Here is a 21,307-nt window from a genome sequence, read left to right on the forward strand (position 1 = left end):
CCTGTCAATCCCGGACTGCTAGCATCGGCCTCCCCCGTGCGATCCCCTTCTTTTTCTCCGGCGAGACCAGGACCATGAAGCTCAAGGCCGACCGCGCCACATTGCTCAAGGCGCTCGCCCACATCCAGAGTGTCGCGGAGAAGCGCAACACCATTCCGATCCTGGCAAACGTCCTGATCGCCGTGCAGGATGGCCGCCTGACGCTGACGGCGACCGACATGGAGATCGCCATCGTCGAGGAAGTCGCGGCGAGCTCCAGCCGTGACGGATCGACCACCGCTCCGGCGGGCGTGCTGTTCGAGATCGTCCGCAAGCTGCCCGACGGCGCGGAAGTCGAGCTCGACCAGGCCGGCGGCGACGCACCCCTTACTCTGCGCGCCGGTCGTTACGCAACCAGCCTGAACGTGCTCGCCGTCGATGATTTCCCGTCCATGACCGCAGGCACGCTGCCGCATCGTTTCACGATCGGTTCCGGCGTGTTGCGCGGGCTGATCGACCGCAGCCGGTTCGCGATCAGCACCGAAGAGACGCGCTATTACCTGAACGGCATCTACCTGCACACGGCGCCGGGCGATGCCGGCGACATGCTGCGTGCGGTGGCGACCGATGGTCATCGCCTGGCGCGTGTCGAGACCGAGCTGCCCGCCGGTGCGGCCGGAATGCCGGGCGTGATCGTGCCGCGCAAGACCGTGGCCGAGGTGCGCAAGCTGCTCGACGAAGCCGGCGAACAGGTCGAGATCGCGCTGTCCGAGACGCGCATCCAGTTCACCATCGGAACGGTGATGCTGACCAGCAAGCTGATCGACGGCACCTTCCCGGAATACGAGCGCGTGATTCCGCGCGACAACGACAAGATCCTGCGTGTCGGCAAGAAGGACTTTGCCGATGCGGTGGCGCGTGTCTCGGCGATCAGCCAGGAGCGCTCGCGTCCGGTGAAATTGTCGCTCGAGCGGCATCTGCTGACCCTGTCGGCGGCGAGTGCGGATCAGGGCACCGCCAAGGAGGAGCTCGATGACGGTCGGGTGACCTACGACAACACCCCGATCGAGATCGGTTTCCAGGCGCGCTACCTGAACGACATCACCGACCAGATCGAGAAGGATGTGGAATTCGCATTCTCCGACAGCGCCGCGCCGACCCTCGTGCGCGACGTCGATAGCCCGTCGGCGCTGTACGTGCTGATGCCGATGCGGGTCTAGCGCCAAACACGCACGGCGCGCGTCCGGCGGCCTGCATGAGCGCTGTGCCGGATGCGTCGGGCTCGATGCGGCTCGCACGGTTGGTGCTGACCGATTTCCGCAACTACCAGAGCCTGCACTGGAGTGTCGGCTCCCGCATCACCGTCATCACCGGGCCGAACGGCAGCGGCAAGACCAATCTGCTGGAAGCGGTGTCGCTGCTGGTCCCCGGCCGTGGCCTGCGCGGCGCCAGGATAACCGACCTGCCGCGTCACGGCTCGGCGCACTGGGCGGTGGCGGCCAGGCTGGAACGCGCCGGCGAAAGCCTCGATATCGGCACGGGAACCGTCGCGGACGGCCCACCGGGTCGCCGCGTCTTCCGCCTGGACGGGCAGCCGGTGCGCAATCGCGGCGAGGTGGCGCAGCGTCTCTCGGCGGTGTGGCTGACGCCGCAGATGGACCGGCTGTTCATCGAGGGTCCGTCCGGTCGCCGCCGCTTCCTGGACCGGCTGGTGCTCTCGCTGGAGCCCGGACACGCGCGCGAGGTGGCGGCGCATGACGAGGCGATGCAGGGCCGCAACCGGCTGCTGGCTTCCGGGCATGCCGACGCGGCCTGGCTCGGCGCCCTCGAGGCGTCCATGGCGCGTCACGCGGTGGCGGTGTCGGCGGCGCGGCGGTCGCTGGTCGGGCGGTTGAATGCGCGCGCAACCGCATCGGGGGACCAGGCCGGGGTCGCCGCAACCCACGAGGGCTTTCCGGCGGCCCGCCTGGCGCTCTCCTGCGCCGTCGCCGACCGCCTGCAGGATGAACCGGCTCTGGCCGTCGAGGACTGGCTCCGTGATGCGCTGGCGGCCGCGCGCGCGACCGATGCCCGGGCCGGTGGCGCCACTCTCGGGGCGCACAGGGCCGACCTGCTGCTTTCCGACCTGCTGACCGGCCGGCCCGCTGCGACCGCCAGCACCGGCCAGCAGAAGGCGCTGCTGCTCGGGGTGGTGCTGGCGCATGCGGTGCTGATCGCCGGCCTGCATGGTGACGCACCGCTGCTGCTGCTCGACGAGCCGCTGGTGCATCTCGACGCCACCCGGCGCGAGGCGCTGTTCCGGGCACTCGCGGAACTCGAGTCGCACGTGCTGCTGACCGGCACCGACGGCGCGCCGTTCGCACCCTTGCAGGGCGTCGCCGGCTACGTCCGCGCGGAGCAGGGACGATTGCAGGACGCTGGTTCCGGAGCCCTGGAGGGACTATAGTCTAGAGACAAATCCAGTCCGTTTTCCGGCCTTCATGGAGCACCCAACCGGCATGTCCGATACCGCCGTACCCGCCAACATGCCCGACACTCCCGGCTCCCTTCCGGGCGGCGACTACGATGCGGCGTCGATCTCCGTGCTGAAGGGTCTAGACGCGGTGCGCAAGCGTCCCGGCATGTATATCGGCGACACCGACGACGGCTCCGGCCTGCATCACATGGCGTTCGAGATCATCGACAACGCGGTCGACGAGGCGCAGGCCGGTCATGCGACGAGCTGCGACGTCGTGCTGAACGGCGATGGCAGCGTCACGGTGCGTGACAACGGCCGCGGCATTCCCACCGACATGCATGTCGAGGAAGGCATCAGCGCTGCCGAGGTCGTGCTCACGCGCCTGCATGCCGGCGGCAAGTTCAACCAGAACAGCTACAAGGTATCCGGCGGGCTGCACGGCGTCGGTGCGGCGGTGGTGAATGCGCTGTCCGAGACCATGGAGGTCAAGATCTGGCGCCAGGGCCTGGAGCACGTCATTCGCTTCCGGCACGGCGAGGCGGTGGAACCGCTGTCGGTGGTCGGACCGAGCGACGAGCCGCGCGGCACCCAGGTCACGTTCAAGCCGAGTGCGAAGACCTTCGCGCGCGTCGATTTCGAGTTCCCGATTCTCGAACGGCGGTTGCGGGAGCTGGCATTCCTGAATTCCGGCCTCGAGATCAACCTTCGCGACGAGCGGCACGCGCCGGTGCAGGAGCAGCATTTCTGCTACCAGGGCGGTCTGATTGCCTTCGTGCAGTGGCTGGATCGCGGCAAGATCGCAGTGGTGCCTGATCCGATCACCGCCGACGGCGCCGACGACGCCAATGGCGTGAAGGTGGAGTTCGCGCTCTCCTGGAACGACAGTTTCCACGAGACCATGCTGTGCTTCACCAACAACATCCCGCAGCGTGATGGCGGCTCGCACCTGGCCGGTTTTCGCCAGGCGCTGACCCGCGTGGTCGGCAAGTATGCCGAGGGGATCGGCAAGAAGGATGCGCTCGCATTGTCCGGCGAGGACATGCGCGAGGGTCTGACGGCGGTGCTGTCGGTGAAGGTGCCGGATCCGAAATTCTCCAGCCAGACCAAGGACAAGCTGGTCAGCTCGGAAGTTCAGCCGGTCGTGCACGCGGCGGTCGCGGACGCGATTTCGCATTGGTTCGAGACCCATCCCAAGGAAGCGCGGATCATCGTCGCCAAGGTGATGGACGCAGCCGCGGCGCGCGAGGCGGCCCGTCGGGCGCGTGAGCTTACCCGGCGCAAGGGCGTGCTGGACATCTCGTCGCTGCCCGGCAAGCTCGCCGACTGCCAGGAACGCGACGCGTCGAAGGCGGAAATATTCCTGGTCGAGGGCGACTCCGCAGGCGGCACCGCCAAGCAGGGCCGCGACCGGCGCTTCCAGGCGATCCTGCCCCTGAAGGGCAAGATCCTGAATGTCGAGCGTGCGCGCTTCGATCGGATGCTCGGATCGGCCGAGATCGGCACGCTGATCACCGCACTCGGTACCGGGATCGGCCGTGGCGAGCCGGAACAGGGTGGGTTCGCGATCAACAAGCTGCGCTACCACCGCATCGTCATCATGACGGACGCCGACGTGGATGGCTCGCATATCCGCACGCTGCTGCTGACGTTCTTTTTCCGGCAGATGCCGGAGCTGATCGATCGCGGGCATCTCTATATCGCGCAGCCGCCGCTGTATCGCGCCAAGCGCGGCAACGACGAGCGCTATCTCAAGGACGATGCCGCACTCGAGCAGTATCTGCTGGACAAGGCGCTGAACGCGGCGACGCTGACCTACGCCGACGGTCGCCGCCTTGCCGGTGCCGAGCTGGCCGCCGAAACCGTCTGGTTGCGCGAGGCGTCGCGTGCATTGCGACGGCTGAGCGTCAAGGCGCCGGTCTGGCTACTCGAGCAGGCAGCGATTTCCGGTGCCCTGACCAGCGATGTCGCGCGGTCGCAGTCACGCGCGCAGGCGCTGGCGGCGCGCCTGGATGCGGCGTCGCCGGTGTCCGAGCGCGGCTGGAAGGTGTCGGCCGACCAGGACGGGCTGCAGTTCGGCCGCACCGTCCGCGGCGTCGGCGAATTGTATCGCCTCGATCCGGTGACGCTGCGCAGCGCCGATGTGCTGTGGGCGGCCGAGCATGCCGAGCTGCTGGAGCGCGACTTCGGCAGCGAGGCGACACTGACGCTGGACGGCGCCATGCACGCGATGGCCGGACCCGCATCGGCGTACGACCGGATCCTGGGGCAGGGCCGCAAGGGCCTCGCGATCAACCGGTTCAAGGGCCTGGGTGAGATGAACGCCGAGCAGCTCTGGACGACGACGCTCGATCCGGCGGTGCGCACGCTGCTGCAGGTGCGTGTCGGCGACATCGAGAACGCAGCACAGGTGTTCTCGACATTGATGGGCGATGTGGTCGAGCCGCGTCGTGACTTCATCGTCGGCAACGCGCTCAAGGTCGCCAACCTCGACGTGTAGCGAGCGGCCTTGCGAACCAGGTGCGGGAACGAGCAGCCGGCACCGTGGGAGACCCACGGTGCCGGCTGCCCGCCTTCAAACTTCTAGAGCCGCAAGCCGCCGCCGACCTGCAGCGTCTCACCGGTAATCCAGTTGCCGTCTTCGGACACGACGAACGCAACCGCGGCGGCAATATCAGCCGGCTGCCCGATGCGGCCGAGTGGCGTGCGCGCGACGAACGGAGCGGCACCTTCTTCGCCCATCCCACTCGTGCCTTCGGTCGCCGTGAGGCCAGGTGCCACACCCACGACGCGGATCTTGCGAGGCCCGAGTTCGAGTGCCAGCGAGCGCGTCAGGTTGTCGACCGCACCCTTTGTGGCGCTATAGACCTGCGCTTGCGCGATCGGCGTCACGCCGGCGCCGGAGGAGATATTGACGACGACGCCACCCGCCGCCGGGAAAGTCTCCGCGGCCGCCTGCGTCGCCAGGATCAGGCCTTTCACGTTCAACCCGAACTGCCGGTCGATCGATTCCGGCGTGACGCCGGCAAGGTCGCCGAACTCGTAGATCCCGGCATTGTTGATAAGAATGTCGACATGCCCGAATTCATCGACAGCCTTCTTGAACAGCGTCTTGATCTGGTCCGGCTCGGAAATGTCTGCCTGCACCGCCGTCGCGTGCCCTCCGGCCTTCTTGATCGCCGCCACCAGCAGCCCTGCGGCATCGGCGCTTCGTGCGTAGTTCACGACGACGCTGGCCCCGTCGGCGGCCAGTCGTAGCGCGATGCCCGCGCCGATGCCCTTCGAAGCTCCCGTAACGATTGCAACTTTTCCATCAAGCTTAGCCATCACTTCCTCCAAAACATACCGACCGGTAAGATATTAGGCTGCTGATCGGGGAGTGCAAGCGGGGGCGGCACGTCTTCGGCGGATGGCGGGACAACACACGCCGAGCCCGAAGACTGCAACCACCATTGCCCGGAGCGGGTGTGCATGCGTAGGAAAGATCTCTACAGTCTGTTCAACATTTGTTTCGGAAGCTGGGCAACACATTGATTCTAAATGATGCTTTATAGCAGATCAGGGCGCCTTTAGCCGTCCATGATGCGCGTTCAGGACCCGACCGCAGGCGCCCCACCTGGCTTACGGCTCGAGCGGCTGACACTGCGTTACGGCGCACGCACGATCTTCGAGAACCTGGATCTCCAAATCGACAGCGGCGCGTTCATGGTGCTGCTCGGCACCAGTGGCGTCGGCAAGACCAGCCTGCTCAAGATCGTCGCCGGCCTGTCCGCCCCGAGCGCCGGCCGCGTGCAGGCGACCGACGGCCGGAGCCTGGCACACCGGATCGCCTATATGGGCCAGCAGGACCTGCTCTATCCGTGGCTCGACGTGATCGGCAACGTCATGCTCGGCGCCCGCCTGCGCGGAGACAAGCCCGACCGTGCCCGGGCGCTGCACCTGTTGGGGCGTGTCGGACTCGCCGAGCGGGCCGCAGCACTGCCCGCGGAGCTGTCAGGCGGCATGCGCCAGCGCGCCGCGATCGCCCGCACGCTCTACGAGGACCGTCCGATCGTGCTGATGGACGAGCCTTTCTCCGCCCTCGACAGTTTCACCCGCGCGCGCGTGCAGGATCTGGCGGCGGAGTTGCTGCAGGACCGCACGGTGCTGCTCATCACGCACGATCCCCTGGAAGCCTGCAGGCTGGGTCAGCATCTCGTGGTGTTGTCCGGTCATCCGGCCACGATTGGTCCGCCGATCCGGGTGCACGGCCCGACCCCGCGCGCCCTCGATGATCCGGAACTGCTGCGCACGCAGGGCCACTTGCTGCGAATGCTGACAGAGCTCGAACCGGCATGACCGCCGACCGCTCCAGCCGTGCCCGCTTATCTGCGACGGCGCGTCCGTTCATCACGGTGGCCGGGCTGATCGCGGTGTGGTGGTTCGGCGCCCGGGTCAGCGACGTGCCGGCCTATCTGTTGCCGGGCCCTGGATCCGTGGCGGTCGCCCTCTGGCAGCAACGGACGCTGCTGTTCTGGAGCACCGTCACGACATTGTCGGAAACCGTGTTGGGCTTGCTGATCGGAACGGTGCTCGGCTCCGTCTTCGCCCTCGGCGTTGTGTTCTCGCCGGTGATGCAGCGCTGGCTGATGCCGCTGCTGCTGCTGAGCCAGGCGATCCCGGTGTTTGCACTGGCGCCGCTGCTGGTGTTGTGGTTCGGTTTCGGCATCGCCTCGAAGGTGGTGATGTCGGTGTTGGTGATCTTCTTCCCGATCACCGCGGCATTTTCCGACGGGTTGCGCCGGACCGAACTCGGCTGGCTGGATCTCGCACGAACCATGGATGCCTCGCCGCTCTCCATCCTGCGCCACGTCCGGCTGCCTGCCGCGTTGCCGGCGTTCGGCTCGGGATTGCGCGTGGCGACCGCGATCGCGCCGATCGGGGCGGTGGTGGGCGAGTGGGTCGGCGCCTCGGCCGGCCTCGGCTACGTGATGCTGAACGCGAATGCGCGCATCCAGACGGACGTGATGTTCGCTGCCTTGTTCGTGCTGGCGGTGATGGCAATCCTGCTCTGGGTGCTGGTCGATCGCGTGCTGAAGCGCGTGCTGTACTGGGCTCCGGATACGACCGCACACCTATAATCGGAAGGCTGGGACCATGGCGTTCGATTTCGACCAGGCAATGCCGTTCGCGCGCAACACACTCTACGCACGGTTGCGAGCCGGCACCGGGGCAGAGTGGGGGGCCTATGTCGGCCACCGTTTCGTGCAGGAGCTCGCACTCGGCACGTTGCCGCAGGATGAGTTTGTTGCCTGGATGGTGCAGGACTATCTGTATCTGGTGCATTACACGCGGGCGTACGCGCTGCTGATCTACAAGAGCGACACGGTGGCGCAGATGCGAGCGGCCGCCACCATCGTGTTCGGTCTCCTCACCGACGAGATGGCGCTGCATCGCCTGCAGCTTGCGGCGTCGGGCATATCGGAGAGCGACCTCGAGCAGATCCCGGAGACCGTGGAAACCCTCGCCTACGGCCGCTATATCCTCGATCGGGCGCAGAGCGGCGACGTGCTCGACCTCGTGGTGACCTTGTCGGCATGCCTGGCCGGATACGGCGAAATCGGCCTCAGGCTGCTTTCCGATCCGCAGACGGTGCTGGAGGGCAATCCATACGCCGCCTGGATCGAAACCTATGGAGGCGCCGCGTATCACCGATTGATCCGGAACGGCCTCGAGCAGCTCGAGAGCCTGTCGGAAAGCCATGGCGGCGAGACGCGCTACCCGTTGCTGCTCCGACAATTCCGCCAGGCTGTCCGGCTCGAGACGCTGTTCTGGGACGCCGGACGCACGTCGCTGGCCACGTCCTCCTAGCGCCTGTTACGGCAACACGCGCCGCTGTCGCAGGCTGTCCAACGCGCCAAGCAGGGAGGCCGTCGAGTCCATCCGCTCGGGGAAGCCGAAATGACGGATCTTGTTGACGTCGGAGATTACGTCGGTTTCGGTATGGAAGATGAAGTCGCCGAAACTCCATCCAACCACACGGTCGAGCTCCGGCTCGATCAGCCCGTGCCGCTCGGCGATCGCCTGCCAGGCCGGCCCCTTGTCTGCCATGTGGCGCGTCAGCTTCAGCGGTATCGGCGACGCCGTGTCGAGGCCCAGATGCCGCGCCACATCGCCCCACATGCGCTCCCACCGGAACACGTCGCCATTGGTGACATTGAAGGCTTCGCCAGCGACCTTGTCGCTGAGTGCGGCCCAGAGGCTCGCCCGCGCCAGCAATCCGGCATCGGTGAACTGCACCAGCTGGCGGTAGGCGAGATCGCTGCCGGGAAAACGCATCGGTACCCCGAGTTCACGCGACAGGGCGGCAAACACACCCACCACGACGGCGATGTTCATCGGGTTGCCGTGGATGTCGCCGACCACGACGTCCGGGCGGAGGGCCACGTAATCCCAGCGGCTGCGCTCGGCCCGCGCCCGAAGCTGCGCCTCCTGCGCCTGGTAGAGGTTGGGCGGCATGTGCGGCGGATCGCTCTCCCGCGCCGGCGTCGGGACCTTGGCGCCGAGATGGATGCCGTAGATCTTGAAGCCCTGATAGATCACGACGCGGGCAAGCGGCGCGCCTGCATCCTCGAGCCCGTCCAGCAGGTTGCCGAGCATGCCGGCGTTGCGTTGGGCCTCCACCGCCAGGTCGGCATCCGGGCTGAGCGACGCGTAGAACAGGTGCGTGGTGTCGGCGGCTCCGGCGAGTGCCGCCTGCGTCGCCGCCGCGTCGGTCAGGTCCACGGCGATCGTCTCGACACCCGGAACCGCGCGCCGGGCGAGCGCGCGGACCTGCCATCCGGCCTGCCGAAGCGTCTGCACCAGGGCCGCCCCGATGATGCCGCTCGCCCCTGCGACGAGGGCGATGCCTGGGTTGCTGTTGGTCATGATGCGATCTCCCGGCAAGAACTCCCCCGCGATCGCCGCCAGAAATCGATGGCACGCAATCTGGCGGCTGGACTACGGTCGCATGGCAACGCCGCGAGCGGTGCCCGGGTTGTCCCCGGCCAGGCGGGAATGATCCGCGGTCCGGTCATCCCTCGCGCTCTCTCGCAATCAGGACGTCCTGCCGCATGAAACTGCCTCTGCTCGTTCTGGCACTCCTCGCAGCCGCCCTTCCGCGGGCCATCGCCGCCGAGCCGCTTGCAGTCCCCGACGCGGGCATGATGGGCGACATTCCGGGCGCGCACGAGCTGCCGGACCCCGCCCTCGACTACAAGATCGTGTTCGACGTGCAGACGCTCGCGGGCGCCCCCGGCGACGTCGATCCCGCGCTGCAGGCCATGGCAGGGCTGATCAACACCTTCCGGCATGACGGCGTTCCCGCCTCCCACATGCACCTGGTGGCGATGTTCCACGGCCGGACGATCGTTCTCGTCGCCAACGACCAGACCTACAGCCAGCGCACCCATGCAGGCGCCAACCCGAACATCCAGATCCTGCGTCATTTGAGAGATGCAGGACTGCTCGTCACCGTCTGCGGACAATCCGCCCGCGAGCAGCATTACGAGCAGCAATCCCTGTTGCCGTTCGTGCAGACGAACCTGTCCGCGACGGTCACTTTCATCAATCTCGAGACCCGCGGCTATATCCGCATCACCGAGTGAACCTGTCCGTCTAAGCGTGGAGCAGCCATGTCGATTCTCGTCCTGTACGGGTCGTATCGCTCCGACCGGATCGGTATCCGGCTCGCGACTTATCTGGTGGACCGCTTCCGCGCCCGGGGCGAGGACGCCGAGTTGATCGACGCGAAATTCGTCGACCTGCCGATGCTCGACCGGATGTACAAGGAGTATCCACCGGGCACGGCGCCCGCTTCGATGCAGAAGCTGGCCGACCAGATCACCGCGGCGGATGCCTTCGTGTTCGTGACCGGCGAGTACAACTGGGGTCCGCAGCCCGGGCTGAAGAACCTGACCGACCATTTCCTCGAGCACTGGTTCTGGCGTCCGGCGGCAATCGCCAGCTACTCGGCCGGCCGCCTGGGTGGCGCGCATGCAGCGGCCGCGTGGCACCCGATCCTGTCGGAAATGGGCATGGTGGTGATTTCCAGCACGCTCACGGTCGGCCCGATCGGCGAGACCCTGGCCGCGGACGGCACACCGACCGGCCATGGCGGCGAGACGCTGGACCGCGCCTTCACCCGCTTCGCCGACGACCTTGCCTGGTGGAGCGAAGCCGCCCGCATCCAGCGTGCGAAACGACCGCCGCCCTACTGAACGGCAACCGTCGTCCGTGACGTCCGCAGCCGGCTGGCGCTGATCCCGGCGGCGCAGAGTGCGGTGGCGGAAGCGAGTGCCAGGCAGGCCCGATTGGCGCTGCTGCCGAGAAGCGCGAACGTCATCGCCACCAGCATCGCCCCCACCGTCTGCCCGAGCAGCCGTGCCACCGAGATCATGCCGCTCGCACTGCCGGCGCGCTCGACCGGTGCCGCCACCAGCATCGCCCGGTTGTTCGGCGGCTGGAACACCCCGAAGCCGGCGCCGGCAAGCCCGATGCGCCAGGCGATGTCGAGATCGCTCGGACGCGCCGGCATCAGCCACAGGGCGCAGAAGCCCGTCGCCACCATGAGCAGGCCGATCGTCGAGATCACGGCCGCCGGGGCACGGTCCGACAGCCGGCCGATGAACGGCGCCACCACCACGATCGCCAGCGGCCATGGGGTGATCAGCAGGCCGGTCTGCACCGCGGTGCGGCCCAGCACGTCCTCCAGCGTGAACGGCATCGAGATGATGAAGAAATTCGATGCCACGAAGCCGAGGAAGCCGGTCAGCACCGCCGCCCGGAAACCGCCCAGCAGCAGCAGGTCGATCGGCAGCAGCGGGTCCGGCCGGCCGAGCTGGCGTCGCACCAGCGCCACCAGGCAGATCGTGCCGAACCCCAGAAGTGCGACCGACCCGATGGGGCCGTCGCCATGCGCCAGCCGGTCGAAGCTCACGATCAGCGACCCGAAGGCGAGCGCGTTCAGCACCGCCGAGCGCCCATCGAAGCGGGTATCGCGGGTGGGGGTGCGGGGCAGGGAGGTGATCGCGAACAGCAGCGCCACGCCGCCCAGCGGCAGGTTGATCAGGAACAGCCACGGCCAGTTGGCGACCGACAGCACGCCGGCGGCGATCGTCGGCCCGAGCGCCACGCCGGCGGCGATCACCAGGCCGTTGAGCGCGATGCCGCGGCCGATGATGCGGTGCGGATAGATGAAGCGCAGCAGTGCCGCGTTCACGCTCATGATGCAGGCGCCGCCGAAGCCCTGCAGCGCCCGCGCCAGCGACAGCTCGAGCAGCGTGGTCGAGGCCGCGCACAGCAACGAGGCCAGCACGAACAGCGCAAGTCCGATCCGGCACATGCGCGCATAGCCGATGCGGTCACCCACCGCCGCCAGCGGCAGGATCGAGATCACCGAGGCGAGCTGGTAGGCGTTGATCACCCAGATCGACGAGGACGGGCTGGCGTGGATGTCGTGCGCGATGGTCGGCAGGGCCACGTTGGCGATCGCGTAATCGATCACCGAGAGCAGCACCGACAGCGCCACCGCCAGCATCGCGAGCGTGCGCGCGCCGCCGTACAGCCCGTCATGCGGACCGCCCGGCGCCGGCTCCTGCACTTGCATCGGCGGCACCAGCTCGGCGGGGGTCGGCACGCCGTGGGGAGGCGGGAGCGGAGCAGGCGCGGCGGGGGCAGGCGGGGCAGCGGGTTCGGACATGCGGGTGGTTCTACGATTGCTGGCGGCTGGAACAAGGCCCGGCAACAGAAGCCTTGCCGTGCATCGGGCGCACCGTCATGTTCGGAGCATCAACAAGCTGTTGGGCCCTGATCGGCCCGTCCTTCTGGTCGCACGTCAGCTCGCGGTTCCATGTCGGCAGCTCGATGGTCACAACCACTGCCAATCGGAACGACCCAGAATGCAGATCTCAGCCGGCTTCGACATCGTCTATGACTGCCCGCACCCGACGCCGATGATCCTGCTGCTGAGCCCGCACCCGTCCCGCGAAACCGATCTCGCGGCGCCGCAGGAGATGCTGTTCGACCCGCCGATCGCGCATGAGCGCTATCTCGACAGCTTCGGCAACGTCTGCACCCGCATCCTGGCGCCCGAGGGCCGGCTCACGATCAGCAGCCGCATGGTGGTGAGCGACGCCGGGCTGCCGGACCGGATCACCCCCGAGGCGCAGCAACACCCGGTCGAGGAGCTCCCCGCCGACACGCTGGTGTACCTGCTGGGCAGCCGCTACTGCGACACCGATCGCATGTCCGACCGCGCCTGGCATCTGTTCGGCGGCGGCCCGCGCGGCTGGGCGCTGGTGCAGGCGATCTGCGACTACGCGCACGAGCGGATCGTCTTCAACTACCAGCACGCGGACTCTACCCGCACTGCCTCCGACGGCGAGCGCGACGGCCGCGGCGTGTGCCGGGACTACGCCCACCTGGCGATCACGCTGTGCCGCTGCATGAACGTCCCGGCACGCTACTGCACCGGCTTCCTCGGCGACATGGGCACCCTGCCGCCGTACGGGGTGATGGATTTTGCCGCTTGGTTCGAGGTGTATCTCGGCGGCGAGTGGCACACCTTCGATGCGCGCAACAACACCCCGCGGATCGGCCGCATCCTGATCGCGCGCGGCCGCGACGCCACCGACGTCGCCATCGCCACCACGTTCGGACCATGCCGTCTCAGCGGCTTCGACGTCATCTGCACCGAGATGGCGGCGGAGTTGGTCGACGACTCGATCCTGGCGTCCGCGCACCCCAGCTAGGCCGGCCCAGAGCTGGCGGGTCAGGCTGCTTCCGCGAAGATGGCCTCGCCGAGGGGGTAGGTTCACGTGACTGAAACGACCCTGCGCGGCCTGGCCGGCATCCTCCTGCTGCTCGCGGTGGGCGTGCTGTTCTCGACCGATCGGCGCCGGATCAGCTGGCGTGTCGTGCTGGCGGCACTCGGCGTGCAGCTTCTGCTCGGCACCCTGGTGCTGTTCGTGGCCCCTGGCCGGGCGGCGTTGCGCGTTGCCGCGGATGCGGTCGATGCGGTGCTCGGCTACGGCAACCAGGGCATCGCCTTCCTGTTCGGCGACCTGGTCTCGCCGCAGATGGCGAGCCTGTTTCCGGCCGATGGCGGCTTCGTCTTCGCGCTCCGGGTGCTGCCGCAGATCATCTACATCTCGGCGCTGATCGGCGTGCTCTATCATTTCGGCGTCATGCAGTGGCTGACGCGCATCCTCGGCGGTGCCGTCCGGCTGGCGCTCGGCACCTCGCGGATCGAGAGCTTCTCCGCGGTGACCACGATCTTTCTCGGCCAGAGCGAGATGCCGGTGGCGCTCAAGCCGTACATCCCGATGCTGACGCGGGCCGAGTTGTTCGCGATGATGTCGAGCGGCACCGCCTCGGTCGCCGGCTCCGTGCTCGCTGGCTATGCCGGCCTCGGCGTGCCGATGCAGTACCTGCTCGCCGCCTCGGTGATGGCGATCCCGGGCGGGCTGCTGTTCGCCAAGCTGCTGGTGCCAAGCACCGAGCCGTCCCGCATCACCAGGTTCGACGTGTCGTTCGACGCCAAGCCCGCCGCCAACGTGTTCGAGGCGATCTCGGTCGGAACGTCCAACGGCGTTCAGGTTGCGGTGGCGGTGGGCGCCATGCTGATCGCCTTCATCGGGCTGATCGCCTGCCTGGACGGCGTCATCGGCCTGGCCGGTGGCTGGTTCGGCATCCCCGGCCTGTCGCTCGAGCTGATCCTGGGCCGGCTGTTCGCCCCACTCGCCTGGATCATCGGCGTGCCGTGGCAGGACGCGCGGCCGATCGGCGGGATCATCGGCCAGAAGCTCGTGTTCAACGAGTTCGTCGCCTACGTGCACCTCTCGCCGATGATCCGTTCGCACGCGATGTCGACCCGCACCATCGCCATCGCCTCGTTCGCGCTGTGCGGGTTCGCCAACTTCTCCTCGATCGGCATCCTGCTCGCGAGCTACGGCAGCATCGCCCCCGAGCGCCGATCGGAAGTGGCACGCATGGGCCTGCGTGCGGTTCTCGCGGGCAGCCTGTCGAACCTGATGAGCGCCGCCATTGCCGGCCTGTTCATCGGCTGACCTGCCGCGGGCCCTTCCGCTTGTCGGAACACGCTTGTAGATGTTTGCCCGATACGGAGGGCAAACCTCCGACAGAGTGGGGAAACAGAACATGGATCGTCGGACATTCCTGGCCGTCTGCGCCGCCGCGGGCAGCGCCGGCCTGGCGCCGCGTATGGCATTCGCCCAGGCCACGGCAGCAGGCGGGCGCAAGCCGGTCGTCGGGCTGGTGATGAAGTCGCTCGCCAACGAGTTCTTCAAGGACATGCAGGAGGGTGCGGTGAAGCACGCGCAGGAGCGCGGCGACCTCGTGCTGATCCCGGTCGGCATCCAGTCCGAGACCGATATCGACGGCCAGATCGCCGCGGTCGAGAACCTGATCACCCGCAAGGTCGATGCGATCGTCATCGCGCCCGCCGACAGCCGCGCTCTGCTCTCGCCGATCGTCCGGGCGATCAAGGCCGGCATCAAGGTCATCAACATCGACGTGGCGTTCGATCCGGCCAGCATGAAGAAGCACCATGTCGACATTGCCTTCGTCGGCCCGGACAACCGTGCCGGGGCGAAGCTGTCGGGCGACGTGCTGGCCAAGGCGCTCGGACGCGGCGGCAAGGTTGTCATCATCGAGGGCAACCCGGGTGCGGAGAACGGCGTGCAGCGCAAGCTGGGCTTCATGGACGCCATCACCGCGGGCGGCCTGACGCTGGTCGACAGCCGCACCGGCCATTGGGAGACCGAGGAGGCCAACACCGTGTTCACCAACATGCTGACTGCGCACCACGACATCCAGGGCGTGATGGCCGCCAACGACTCGATGGCGCTCGGCGTGGTGAAGGCGATCGACGCCGCCGGGAAGCCGGGTGCGATCAAGGTGGTGAGCTTCGACAACATCCCCGCGATCCAGCCGCTGCTCAAGGACGGCAAGGTGCTCGCGACGGTCGACCAGTTCGGCGCGCAGCTGGCGGCGATGGGCATCGACAACGCGATGAAGGAGATCGCCGGCGCAACCTTGACCGGCTGGATCAAGACGCCGGTGAAGCTGGTGACGGCGCAGACGATGGGGTGACGGCGGGGGCAGCTATGTTGCCGGGCGAAACGCCTGCGCCGATGCTGCGCCTGGAGGGGCTGACCAAGCGCTTCCCGGGCGTGGTGGCGCTGGACGGGGTCGATCTCGACATCCAGCCCGGCGAGATGCACGCGCTTGCCGGCGAGAACGGTGCCGGCAAGTCGAGCCTGATCCGGTTGCTGGCCGGCATCCATCGGCCGGATGCCGGGCGGATGCTGCTGGGCGGCGAGCCGTATGCGCCGCAGACCCCGCACGATGCGATCCGCGCCGGGGTCCGCGTGGTGCACCAGGAGTTCAACCTGCTGCCGGCGCTGAGCGTCGCCGAGAACCTGCTGTTCGAGCACCTGCCGCGGCACCGCTTCGGGTTTGTCGACCGGCGCGCCCTCGACGCCCGGGCGGAGGCGCTGCTGGCGCGGGTCGGGCTGTCCGAGATCTCGCCGCGCCTGAAGGTGGAGCGACTCGGCATCGCGCAGATGCAGCTGCTCGAGATCGCCCGCGCGCTGTCGAGCAGTGGCCGCGTGCTGGTGCTCGACGAGCCGACCGCCACGCTCACGCCGCGCGAGGCCGGGCGGCTGTTCGAGCAGATCAACGCCCTCAAGGCCGAGGGCATGACGATGATCTACGTGTCGCATCACCTGGGCGAGATCTTCTCGCTGTGCGACCGGGTGACGGTGCTGCGCAACGGCCGCAAGGTCGCCACCAGCCGCACCGCGGACACCAATGCAAGCGAGCTCGTGCGGCAGATGATCGGGCGCACTCTGGCAGCGCAGGTGCCGCTGGCGGGTGCGGCGCAGGGCGGCGAGGCGCTGCGGGTCGAAGGCTTGCGTCCGCGCGGCGCGCCTCCCGGCGGTGGGATCGACTTCGCGGTCCGATATGGCGAGATCCTGGGCCTGGCCGGGCTGGTCGGCGCCGGCCGGACGGAGGTTGTGCGGGCGATCTTCGGCGCCGATCCGCGTCTTGCCGGCCGCATCCTGCGTGATGGCGCTCCGGTCGACATCGCCTCGCCGCGCGATGCGACGCGGGCCGGGATCTGCCTGCTGACCGAGGATCGCAAGGCCGAGGGGCTGGTGCTGCCGATGGCGGCGCGGGTGAACACCACGCTGGTGCGGCTCGACAAGGTGTCCCGCGCCGGGTTCCTTCGCCCCCGGGTCGAACGGGCGGCGGCGATCCGGATGGCCGACGAGCTGGCGATCCGGCTCAGCGGCCCGGAGCAGCCGGTGGTGCAGCTGTCGGGCGGCAACCAGCAGAAGGTGGTGCTGGCGAAATGGCTGTTCGGCACCGCCCAGGTCGTCATGCTCGACGAGCCGACCCGCGGCATCGATGTCGGCGCCAAGGCGGAGATCTACGCGCTGCTGGGCCGGCTCGCGGCGGAGGGCAGGGCGCTGATCGTGGTGTCGTCCGAGCTGCCCGAGCTCATGCATCTGTGCGACCGCATCCTGGTGCTGTCGCGCGGACGGCTCGCCGGCGAGGTCGCGCGGCCGGATTTCAGCGAGGAGCGCATCCTCTCGCTCGCCTACAGCCAGTTCATGCAGGAAGCCTGAGGGCCATCATGTCAGCATCCGAGGCTTCCTCATCCCGCCCGGCCGCCGCACGACCGACCGCGCGCGGCATTGCCAACCGCGCGTTGCGGGAGGCCGGCATCGGCATCGCGCTGCTGGTGATGGTGGTGTTCTTTGCCGTGATGGCGCCGGATTTCACCACCCACGAGAACATCTCCAACATCCTGACCCAGATCACCATCAACCTGATCCTGGCCACCGGCATGACCTTCGCGATCCTGATCGGCGGCATCGACCTGTCGGTGGGTGCGGTGATGGCGTTGTGCGCGGTGGTCGCCGGCACGGTGCTGAAGCTCGACTGGCTGTCCGACCCTGCCGCGATCGGTCTCGGGATCCTGGCAAGCCTGGTGGTCGGAATGGTCTGCGGCGGGTTGAACGGCTTCATCTCGTCGTTCTGGGGCGTGCCGGCCTTCATCGTGACGCTCGGCATGCTGAACGTGGCACGCGGTGCGGCCCTCGAAGTCACCAACGCGCGCACGATCTACGACTTCCCCGACAGCTTCAACGCGTTCGGCACCGCGACCATCCTGGGCCTGCCGGTGATCTTCGTGCTGGCGCTGGTGCTGCTGGGTGTCGGCTGGGTGGTGCTGACCCGGACCGTGTTCGGCCGGATGATCTACGCGATCGGCAACAACGAGGAAGCGGTCCGGCTGTCCGGGCATCGGCCGTTCACCACCAAGGTGGCGGCCTTCACCGTGACCGGGCTCTGCGTCGGCATCGCGGCGGTGGTTTACATGACGCGGCTGACCATCGCCAATCCGATCCTGGGCATCGGCTTCGAGTTGAACGCGATCGCCGCGGTGATCATCGGCGGCACCAGCCTGTCCGGTGGCCGCGGCTCGCTGGTCGGCACGCTGCTGGGTGCGGCGATCATCGGCGTGCTCGCCAACGGCCTGATCCTGATGGGCGTCACCGATTTCGTGCGCCAGATCGTCACCGGGCTGGTGATCATCCTGGCGGTGATCCTGGACTCCTACCGCGCCAGGTTGTCGGCACGCGGCGCCGCCTGATCGTTTTCGTCCAGGAACGCGATCACGTCGTGCAGGCTGTCCACGATCCGGTGCGCCGTGCCCCGCATCTCGTCGGTCGCATGCAGCAGGTCCGGCACCATGATGACCCGCATCCCGGCGGCATGCGCGGCACGAACCCCATTGTAGGAATCTTCCAGCGCCAGGCAGGCCTCGGGCAGAACCTCGAGACGCGCGGCGGCCGTGAGATAGGGTTCCGGATGCGGCTTGCCCCGGGTCACGTCGTCACGCGTCACGATGTGGGCGAAGCGCTGCACGATGCCGACGATTTCGAGGTGATGCAGCGTGCGCGCCCGTCCCGACGAGGTGGCGACGGCGTATCGGATGCCGCGCCGATCCAGGAGGTCGAGCAGTTCCAGCACGCCCAGCTTCATCTCCAGCCCACCTGTGGCTACCGCAGTCTGCAGGTGCGTTGCGTGCAGTGCCACGAGACGCTCGGTTGGGAAGTCCGGCCCGAATCGTTCGACGAGAATCTCGGCGCACCGATCCATCGGGCTGCCGATGACGGAAAGGCAGAACGCCCGCGGCATGTCGTAGCCAAGTTCGGCGCCGGCGCTGATCAGCGCGTCCATGGACAGCAGTTCGCTGTCCAGAAGCAGCCCGTCCATGTCGAAGATCAACGCCTCGATCGGACGCGGGGTCTGATCCGTCTTCGTCATTGCCCAGGTCCTTCCGGCATGCCTCGTTGCGGCGATGTTGAAGCACGCGCGGCCCGCGGTGGACAGCGACAGTCCAGCCGGGATGGTCAGCCGGCCGCCAAGACCTCCACCATCGATCTCTGCGCGGGGAGTGTGCAAGGTGGCGCGGGAACCAGCCTGCGCGCGTCGATCATCTGCTCGAGCGCGCGCAGGATGCGCACGGCTGCCGACTCTCCTCGGGCCGCGGTCCTGGGCGATGTGTCGTCATGCACGATCATCCCGGTCTCGACCTCGAACACCAGCAATCGCCCATCCGGCATCACGGCGCAGTCGAGGCCGAAATAATCCAGATCGACACGCCGGCCGATCTCGTGCAGCGCCGCCATCGCCTGATCCCCGACAGCACTCGCCATGTCGTCGAGAAACCGCTGTTCCTCGCGGCCCTTCCAGGGCTGCTGCTCCATGTGGGCGTTGTAGTACCAGACGGCCCAGTCATCGTGGATCGCCATGTGCAACGGATATGCCACGCCCGCCACGAACACCACGCGCAGCTTGCGGTACAGCCCGTCCTGGCTCCGGTAGTCGATGAACGGGGCGACAAAGAACGCATCCGGCCCGGCGTCGCGGGCCAGGTAATCGCCGAGGGCCGCCACATCGCGGATCAGCGCCAGTCCGTCGCCCGCATGCCGCCCGCACGGCCTAATCACGAAGGGCGCCGCCGGGGGATACAGGCCAAGTCCGGCACGGCTGGCCTCCTGCTGCAGCGGCACCACCGCATCGACAATGCCCTCCAGCAGCAGCGCCGCGCCGGTCCGCGACAGGCGCTCGATCCGGGCACCGTCATTGATGATCGGAACCCCCAGCTCCTGGGCCAGCAGGTCGGCGGCACGCAACGCCGACGCCGCCTGGGCATCCTCGGCGATCGTGATGAACACGCAATCGATCGGTGGCAGGTCGGGCGGGATCGCCGCCCTCGGATCGCGTTCGATTTCCTGCGGATCTGCAAGCCATAGCGTGTGCAGCATCGTCGACTGGTCGAGCAGCATGGCGATCGGCAGGTTGGCCTGGAAGTCGCCCGGCGTCGCAAGCGCGAGTACGCTGCGCATCGTCGTTGCAGAACCGACACGTGTTCGTAGAGGATTTCGCTTCATCGCCGCCCGGAGATGCGTCAGCGCACCGTCCCGGTCACCACAGGCCTGACACACCTCCCAGAGCAGGTAGTGCGCTTCCGTAGCCAGGAACGGATGGTCGAGTGTTGCCTCGAGCTGCTGACGGGCACGCTGGAAATCGGCTGCGGCGGGCTGGATGTCCGGCATCACGGGGTCCGCCATTCCGGTCCCTAGGAGACGTGGACGGAGGGCGTGGGTGTGCCGGCGTCGGCAGAGCCGCTCATTCCATAGATGCGGTAGCTGTCGACCACCTTCGCGGATGGGTATTGTGCGGTCATCTGGCCGGCCTGGTTGAAGTACTCGGTCACCACGATGCCCAGGGCCGGGTCGATGACCGGCTGCGGGTTCAGCAGGCGCGCACCAGGCTTCCCGTTGCTCGTCGATCCGGTCGTGGCGGAACTGTCCGCGGCGGCGGTGCCGTCGGCGCCGGTGGGCGACTCTGCGACGGCAGTCCGGCTCGATGCCCGGCCGGCGCTGCCCGTGATGGCGGAAGCGCTGCTGACGGGAATGATCTCCATGGGAACGCCTCCTTGCCGAACGATATCCTCGCCGCACCCCATGAAGCGCCATGATGGTTAACAGAACGTTGATTTCAGTAAACGAAAGGCCAGACAGCTGATGCGGTGCGGCTCCATCACGGGGTCGCAGGCGGGAGACCACCGGTGACGATCACGGTCCATCATTTGAACGAGAGTCGCTCGCAGCGCGTGCTGTTGCTGCTGGAGGAGCTCGGCGTGCCGTACGAGGTGCGGCGCTACGAACGCAACCGCAAGACGATGCTCGCCCCGGACGCCCTGAAGTCGGTGCATCCATTGGGCAAATCGCCCCTCGTCGTCGACGACGACCTGATACTGGCCGAGAGCGGGCACATCATCGACAGCCTGATCGACCGGTACGGCGCGGGTCGGCTGCGCCCGCCGCCGGGCACGCCCGACCGGGATCGCTACGGCTTCTTCCTGCACTACGCGGAAGGTTCGCTGGCGCCGCTGATGCTGCTGTCCCTGGTGTTCTCGAGGTTGCCGCGGCAGATGCCGTTTCCCCTTCGCCCGGTCGCCAGGCTGATCTCGCGCGGCCTCGAGATGCAGTTCCTGGGGCCGCAACTTGCCACCCACCTCGACTTTCTAGAAGCCGAGTTGTCCGGCCGGCCCTGGTTCGCCGGCAACGAATTCACCGGCGCCGACGCCATCATGAGCTTCCCGCTGCAGGCGATGCTGGCGACCGGCAGGCTCGAAGACCATCCGCGGCTGCGTGACTGGGTGCAGCGGCTGGAGTCGCGTCCGGCCTGGGCGCGGGCGGTCGAGCGTGGTGGCCCGCTCACCTTCCGGTTCCGCTAACGCAGCGGGGC

Annotated in this window: 20 protein-coding genes; 14 read left to right on the forward strand and 6 right to left on the reverse strand. The window is 67.8% G+C overall.

Features of this window, described 5'->3' with window-relative positions; all coding sequences use genetic code 11:
- The first annotated feature begins 74 nt into the window (after nucleotides 1–74).
- From dnaN to gyrB, 3 genes are read left to right on the forward strand one after another with little or no spacing between them, the layout of a single operon-like run.
- The gene (gene dnaN / locus ACOEQ2_RS16370; protein ID WP_419729009.1) at nucleotides 75–1,199 is read left to right on the forward strand and encodes a DNA polymerase III subunit beta; all 1,125 of its coding nucleotides are present in this window, start codon (nucleotides 75–77) and stop codon (nucleotides 1,197–1,199) included.
- A 35-nt stretch (nucleotides 1,200–1,234) separates the two neighbouring features.
- On the forward strand, nucleotides 1,235–2,425 hold the full coding sequence (gene recF, locus ACOEQ2_RS16375) for a DNA replication/repair protein RecF (RefSeq protein ID WP_419729010.1): 1,191 nt from the start codon (nucleotides 1,235–1,237) through the stop codon (nucleotides 2,423–2,425).
- Nucleotides 2,426–2,477: 52 nt separating this feature from the next.
- A complete protein-coding gene (gene gyrB / locus ACOEQ2_RS16380; RefSeq protein ID WP_419729011.1) occupies nucleotides 2,478–4,934 on the forward strand; it encodes a DNA topoisomerase (ATP-hydrolyzing) subunit B in 2,457 nt (818 codons plus the stop codon).
- Between the two features lie 83 nt (nucleotides 4,935–5,017).
- Here gyrB and ACOEQ2_RS16385 read toward each other — a convergent pair whose 3' ends face one another.
- Nucleotides 5,018–5,761, reverse strand: coding sequence for an SDR family NAD(P)-dependent oxidoreductase (locus tag ACOEQ2_RS16385; RefSeq protein WP_419729012.1), 744 nt, complete (start codon nucleotides 5,759–5,761; stop codon nucleotides 5,018–5,020).
- Nucleotides 5,762–6,013: 252 nt separating this feature from the next.
- On the opposite strand from ACOEQ2_RS16385, the gene ACOEQ2_RS16390 reads away from it, so the two are divergent.
- Genes ACOEQ2_RS16390 through ACOEQ2_RS16400 form a run of 3 tightly spaced genes read left to right on the forward strand, consistent with a single transcriptional unit; the run spans nucleotide 6,014 to nucleotide 8,284 of the window.
- On the forward strand, nucleotides 6,014–6,772 hold the full coding sequence (locus tag ACOEQ2_RS16390; RefSeq protein WP_419729013.1) for an ABC transporter ATP-binding protein: 759 nt from the start codon (nucleotides 6,014–6,016) through the stop codon (nucleotides 6,770–6,772).
- Complete coding sequence (locus tag ACOEQ2_RS16395) at nucleotides 6,769–7,554, forward strand: ABC transporter permease (RefSeq protein ID WP_419729014.1); 786 nt, start codon at nucleotides 6,769–6,771, stop codon at nucleotides 7,552–7,554. Before ACOEQ2_RS16390 ends, ACOEQ2_RS16395 begins: the two co-directional genes overlap by 4 nt.
- Nucleotides 7,555–7,570: 16 nt before the next feature.
- The gene (locus ACOEQ2_RS16400; RefSeq protein ID WP_419729015.1) at nucleotides 7,571–8,284 is read left to right on the forward strand and encodes a TenA family protein; all 714 of its coding nucleotides are present in this window, start codon (nucleotides 7,571–7,573) and stop codon (nucleotides 8,282–8,284) included.
- 6 nt (nucleotides 8,285–8,290) lie between these two features.
- On the opposite strand, the gene ACOEQ2_RS16405 is transcribed toward ACOEQ2_RS16400, so the two are convergent.
- Complete coding sequence (locus tag ACOEQ2_RS16405) at nucleotides 8,291–9,343, reverse strand: SDR family oxidoreductase (RefSeq protein ID WP_419729016.1); 1,053 nt, start codon at nucleotides 9,341–9,343, stop codon at nucleotides 8,291–8,293.
- Nucleotides 9,344–9,528: 185 nt separating this feature from the next.
- On the opposite strand from ACOEQ2_RS16405, the gene ACOEQ2_RS16410 reads away from it, so the two are divergent.
- Entirely contained in the window at nucleotides 9,529–10,062 is a 534-nt protein-coding gene (locus tag ACOEQ2_RS16410) for a DsrE family protein (protein ID WP_419729017.1), read from the forward strand.
- Nucleotides 10,063–10,089: 27 nt separating this feature from the next.
- Nucleotides 10,090–10,674 (forward strand): NADPH-dependent FMN reductase, encoded by a 585-nt coding sequence (locus ACOEQ2_RS16415; protein WP_419729018.1) that lies wholly within the window; start codon nucleotides 10,090–10,092, stop codon nucleotides 10,672–10,674.
- On the opposite strand, the gene ACOEQ2_RS16420 is transcribed toward ACOEQ2_RS16415, so the two are convergent.
- Nucleotides 10,668–12,062 (reverse strand): MFS transporter, encoded by a 1,395-nt coding sequence (locus ACOEQ2_RS16420; RefSeq protein ID WP_419731256.1) that lies wholly within the window; start codon nucleotides 12,060–12,062, stop codon nucleotides 10,668–10,670. The two genes, ACOEQ2_RS16415 and ACOEQ2_RS16420, sit on opposite strands and share 7 nt — an antisense overlap.
- A gap of 292 nt (nucleotides 12,063–12,354) precedes the next feature.
- Between ACOEQ2_RS16420 and ACOEQ2_RS16425 the strand changes: the two genes are divergently transcribed.
- The 5 genes from ACOEQ2_RS16425 to ACOEQ2_RS16445 all read left to right on the forward strand — a co-directional run bounded on the left by ACOEQ2_RS16425 (nucleotide 12,355) and on the right by ACOEQ2_RS16445 (nucleotide 18,137).
- Nucleotides 12,355–13,206 carry a transglutaminase-like domain-containing protein gene (locus ACOEQ2_RS16425; RefSeq protein WP_419729019.1) on the forward strand — a complete coding sequence of 284 codons (852 nt, stop codon included), beginning with the start codon at nucleotides 12,355–12,357 and terminating at the stop codon, nucleotides 13,204–13,206.
- Between the two features lie 66 nt (nucleotides 13,207–13,272).
- On the forward strand, nucleotides 13,273–14,523 hold the full coding sequence (locus ACOEQ2_RS16430; protein WP_419729020.1) for a NupC/NupG family nucleoside CNT transporter: 1,251 nt from the start codon (nucleotides 13,273–13,275) through the stop codon (nucleotides 14,521–14,523).
- Nucleotides 14,524–14,614: 91 nt separating this feature from the next.
- Nucleotides 14,615–15,568, forward strand: a complete 954-nt coding sequence (locus ACOEQ2_RS16435; protein WP_419729021.1) for a sugar ABC transporter substrate-binding protein — start codon at nucleotides 14,615–14,617, stop codon at nucleotides 15,566–15,568.
- A 41-nt stretch (nucleotides 15,569–15,609) separates the two neighbouring features.
- Complete coding sequence (locus ACOEQ2_RS16440) at nucleotides 15,610–17,109, forward strand: sugar ABC transporter ATP-binding protein (RefSeq protein ID WP_419729022.1); 1,500 nt, start codon at nucleotides 15,610–15,612, stop codon at nucleotides 17,107–17,109.
- Nucleotides 17,110–17,117: 8 nt separating this feature from the next.
- Nucleotides 17,118–18,137, forward strand: a complete 1,020-nt coding sequence (locus tag ACOEQ2_RS16445; RefSeq protein ID WP_419729023.1) for an ABC transporter permease — start codon at nucleotides 17,118–17,120, stop codon at nucleotides 18,135–18,137.
- On the opposite strand, the gene ACOEQ2_RS16450 is transcribed toward ACOEQ2_RS16445, so the two are convergent.
- The 3 genes from ACOEQ2_RS16450 to ACOEQ2_RS16460 form a co-directional block, all read right to left on the reverse strand.
- Entirely contained in the window at nucleotides 18,101–18,814 is a 714-nt protein-coding gene (locus tag ACOEQ2_RS16450; protein WP_419729024.1) for an HAD family hydrolase, read from the reverse strand. The two genes, ACOEQ2_RS16445 and ACOEQ2_RS16450, sit on opposite strands and share 37 nt — an antisense overlap.
- A gap of 86 nt (nucleotides 18,815–18,900) precedes the next feature.
- The gene (locus ACOEQ2_RS16455) at nucleotides 18,901–20,109 is read right to left on the reverse strand and encodes a hypothetical protein (protein ID WP_419729025.1); all 1,209 of its coding nucleotides are present in this window, start codon (nucleotides 20,107–20,109) and stop codon (nucleotides 18,901–18,903) included.
- A 23-nt stretch (nucleotides 20,110–20,132) separates the two neighbouring features.
- Nucleotides 20,133–20,480, reverse strand: a complete 348-nt coding sequence (locus ACOEQ2_RS16460) for a hypothetical protein (RefSeq protein WP_419729026.1) — start codon at nucleotides 20,478–20,480, stop codon at nucleotides 20,133–20,135.
- Nucleotides 20,481–20,624: 144 nt separating this feature from the next.
- Between ACOEQ2_RS16460 and ACOEQ2_RS16465 the strand changes: the two genes are divergently transcribed.
- Complete coding sequence (locus tag ACOEQ2_RS16465) at nucleotides 20,625–21,296, forward strand: glutathione S-transferase (RefSeq protein ID WP_419729027.1); 672 nt, start codon at nucleotides 20,625–20,627, stop codon at nucleotides 21,294–21,296.
- The last annotated feature ends 11 nt before the right edge of the window (nucleotides 21,297–21,307 follow it).

It is taken from the genome of Lichenicola sp. (genome assembly GCF_965198575.1).
Classification (GTDB): domain Bacteria; phylum Pseudomonadota; class Alphaproteobacteria; order Acetobacterales; family Acetobacteraceae; genus Lichenicola.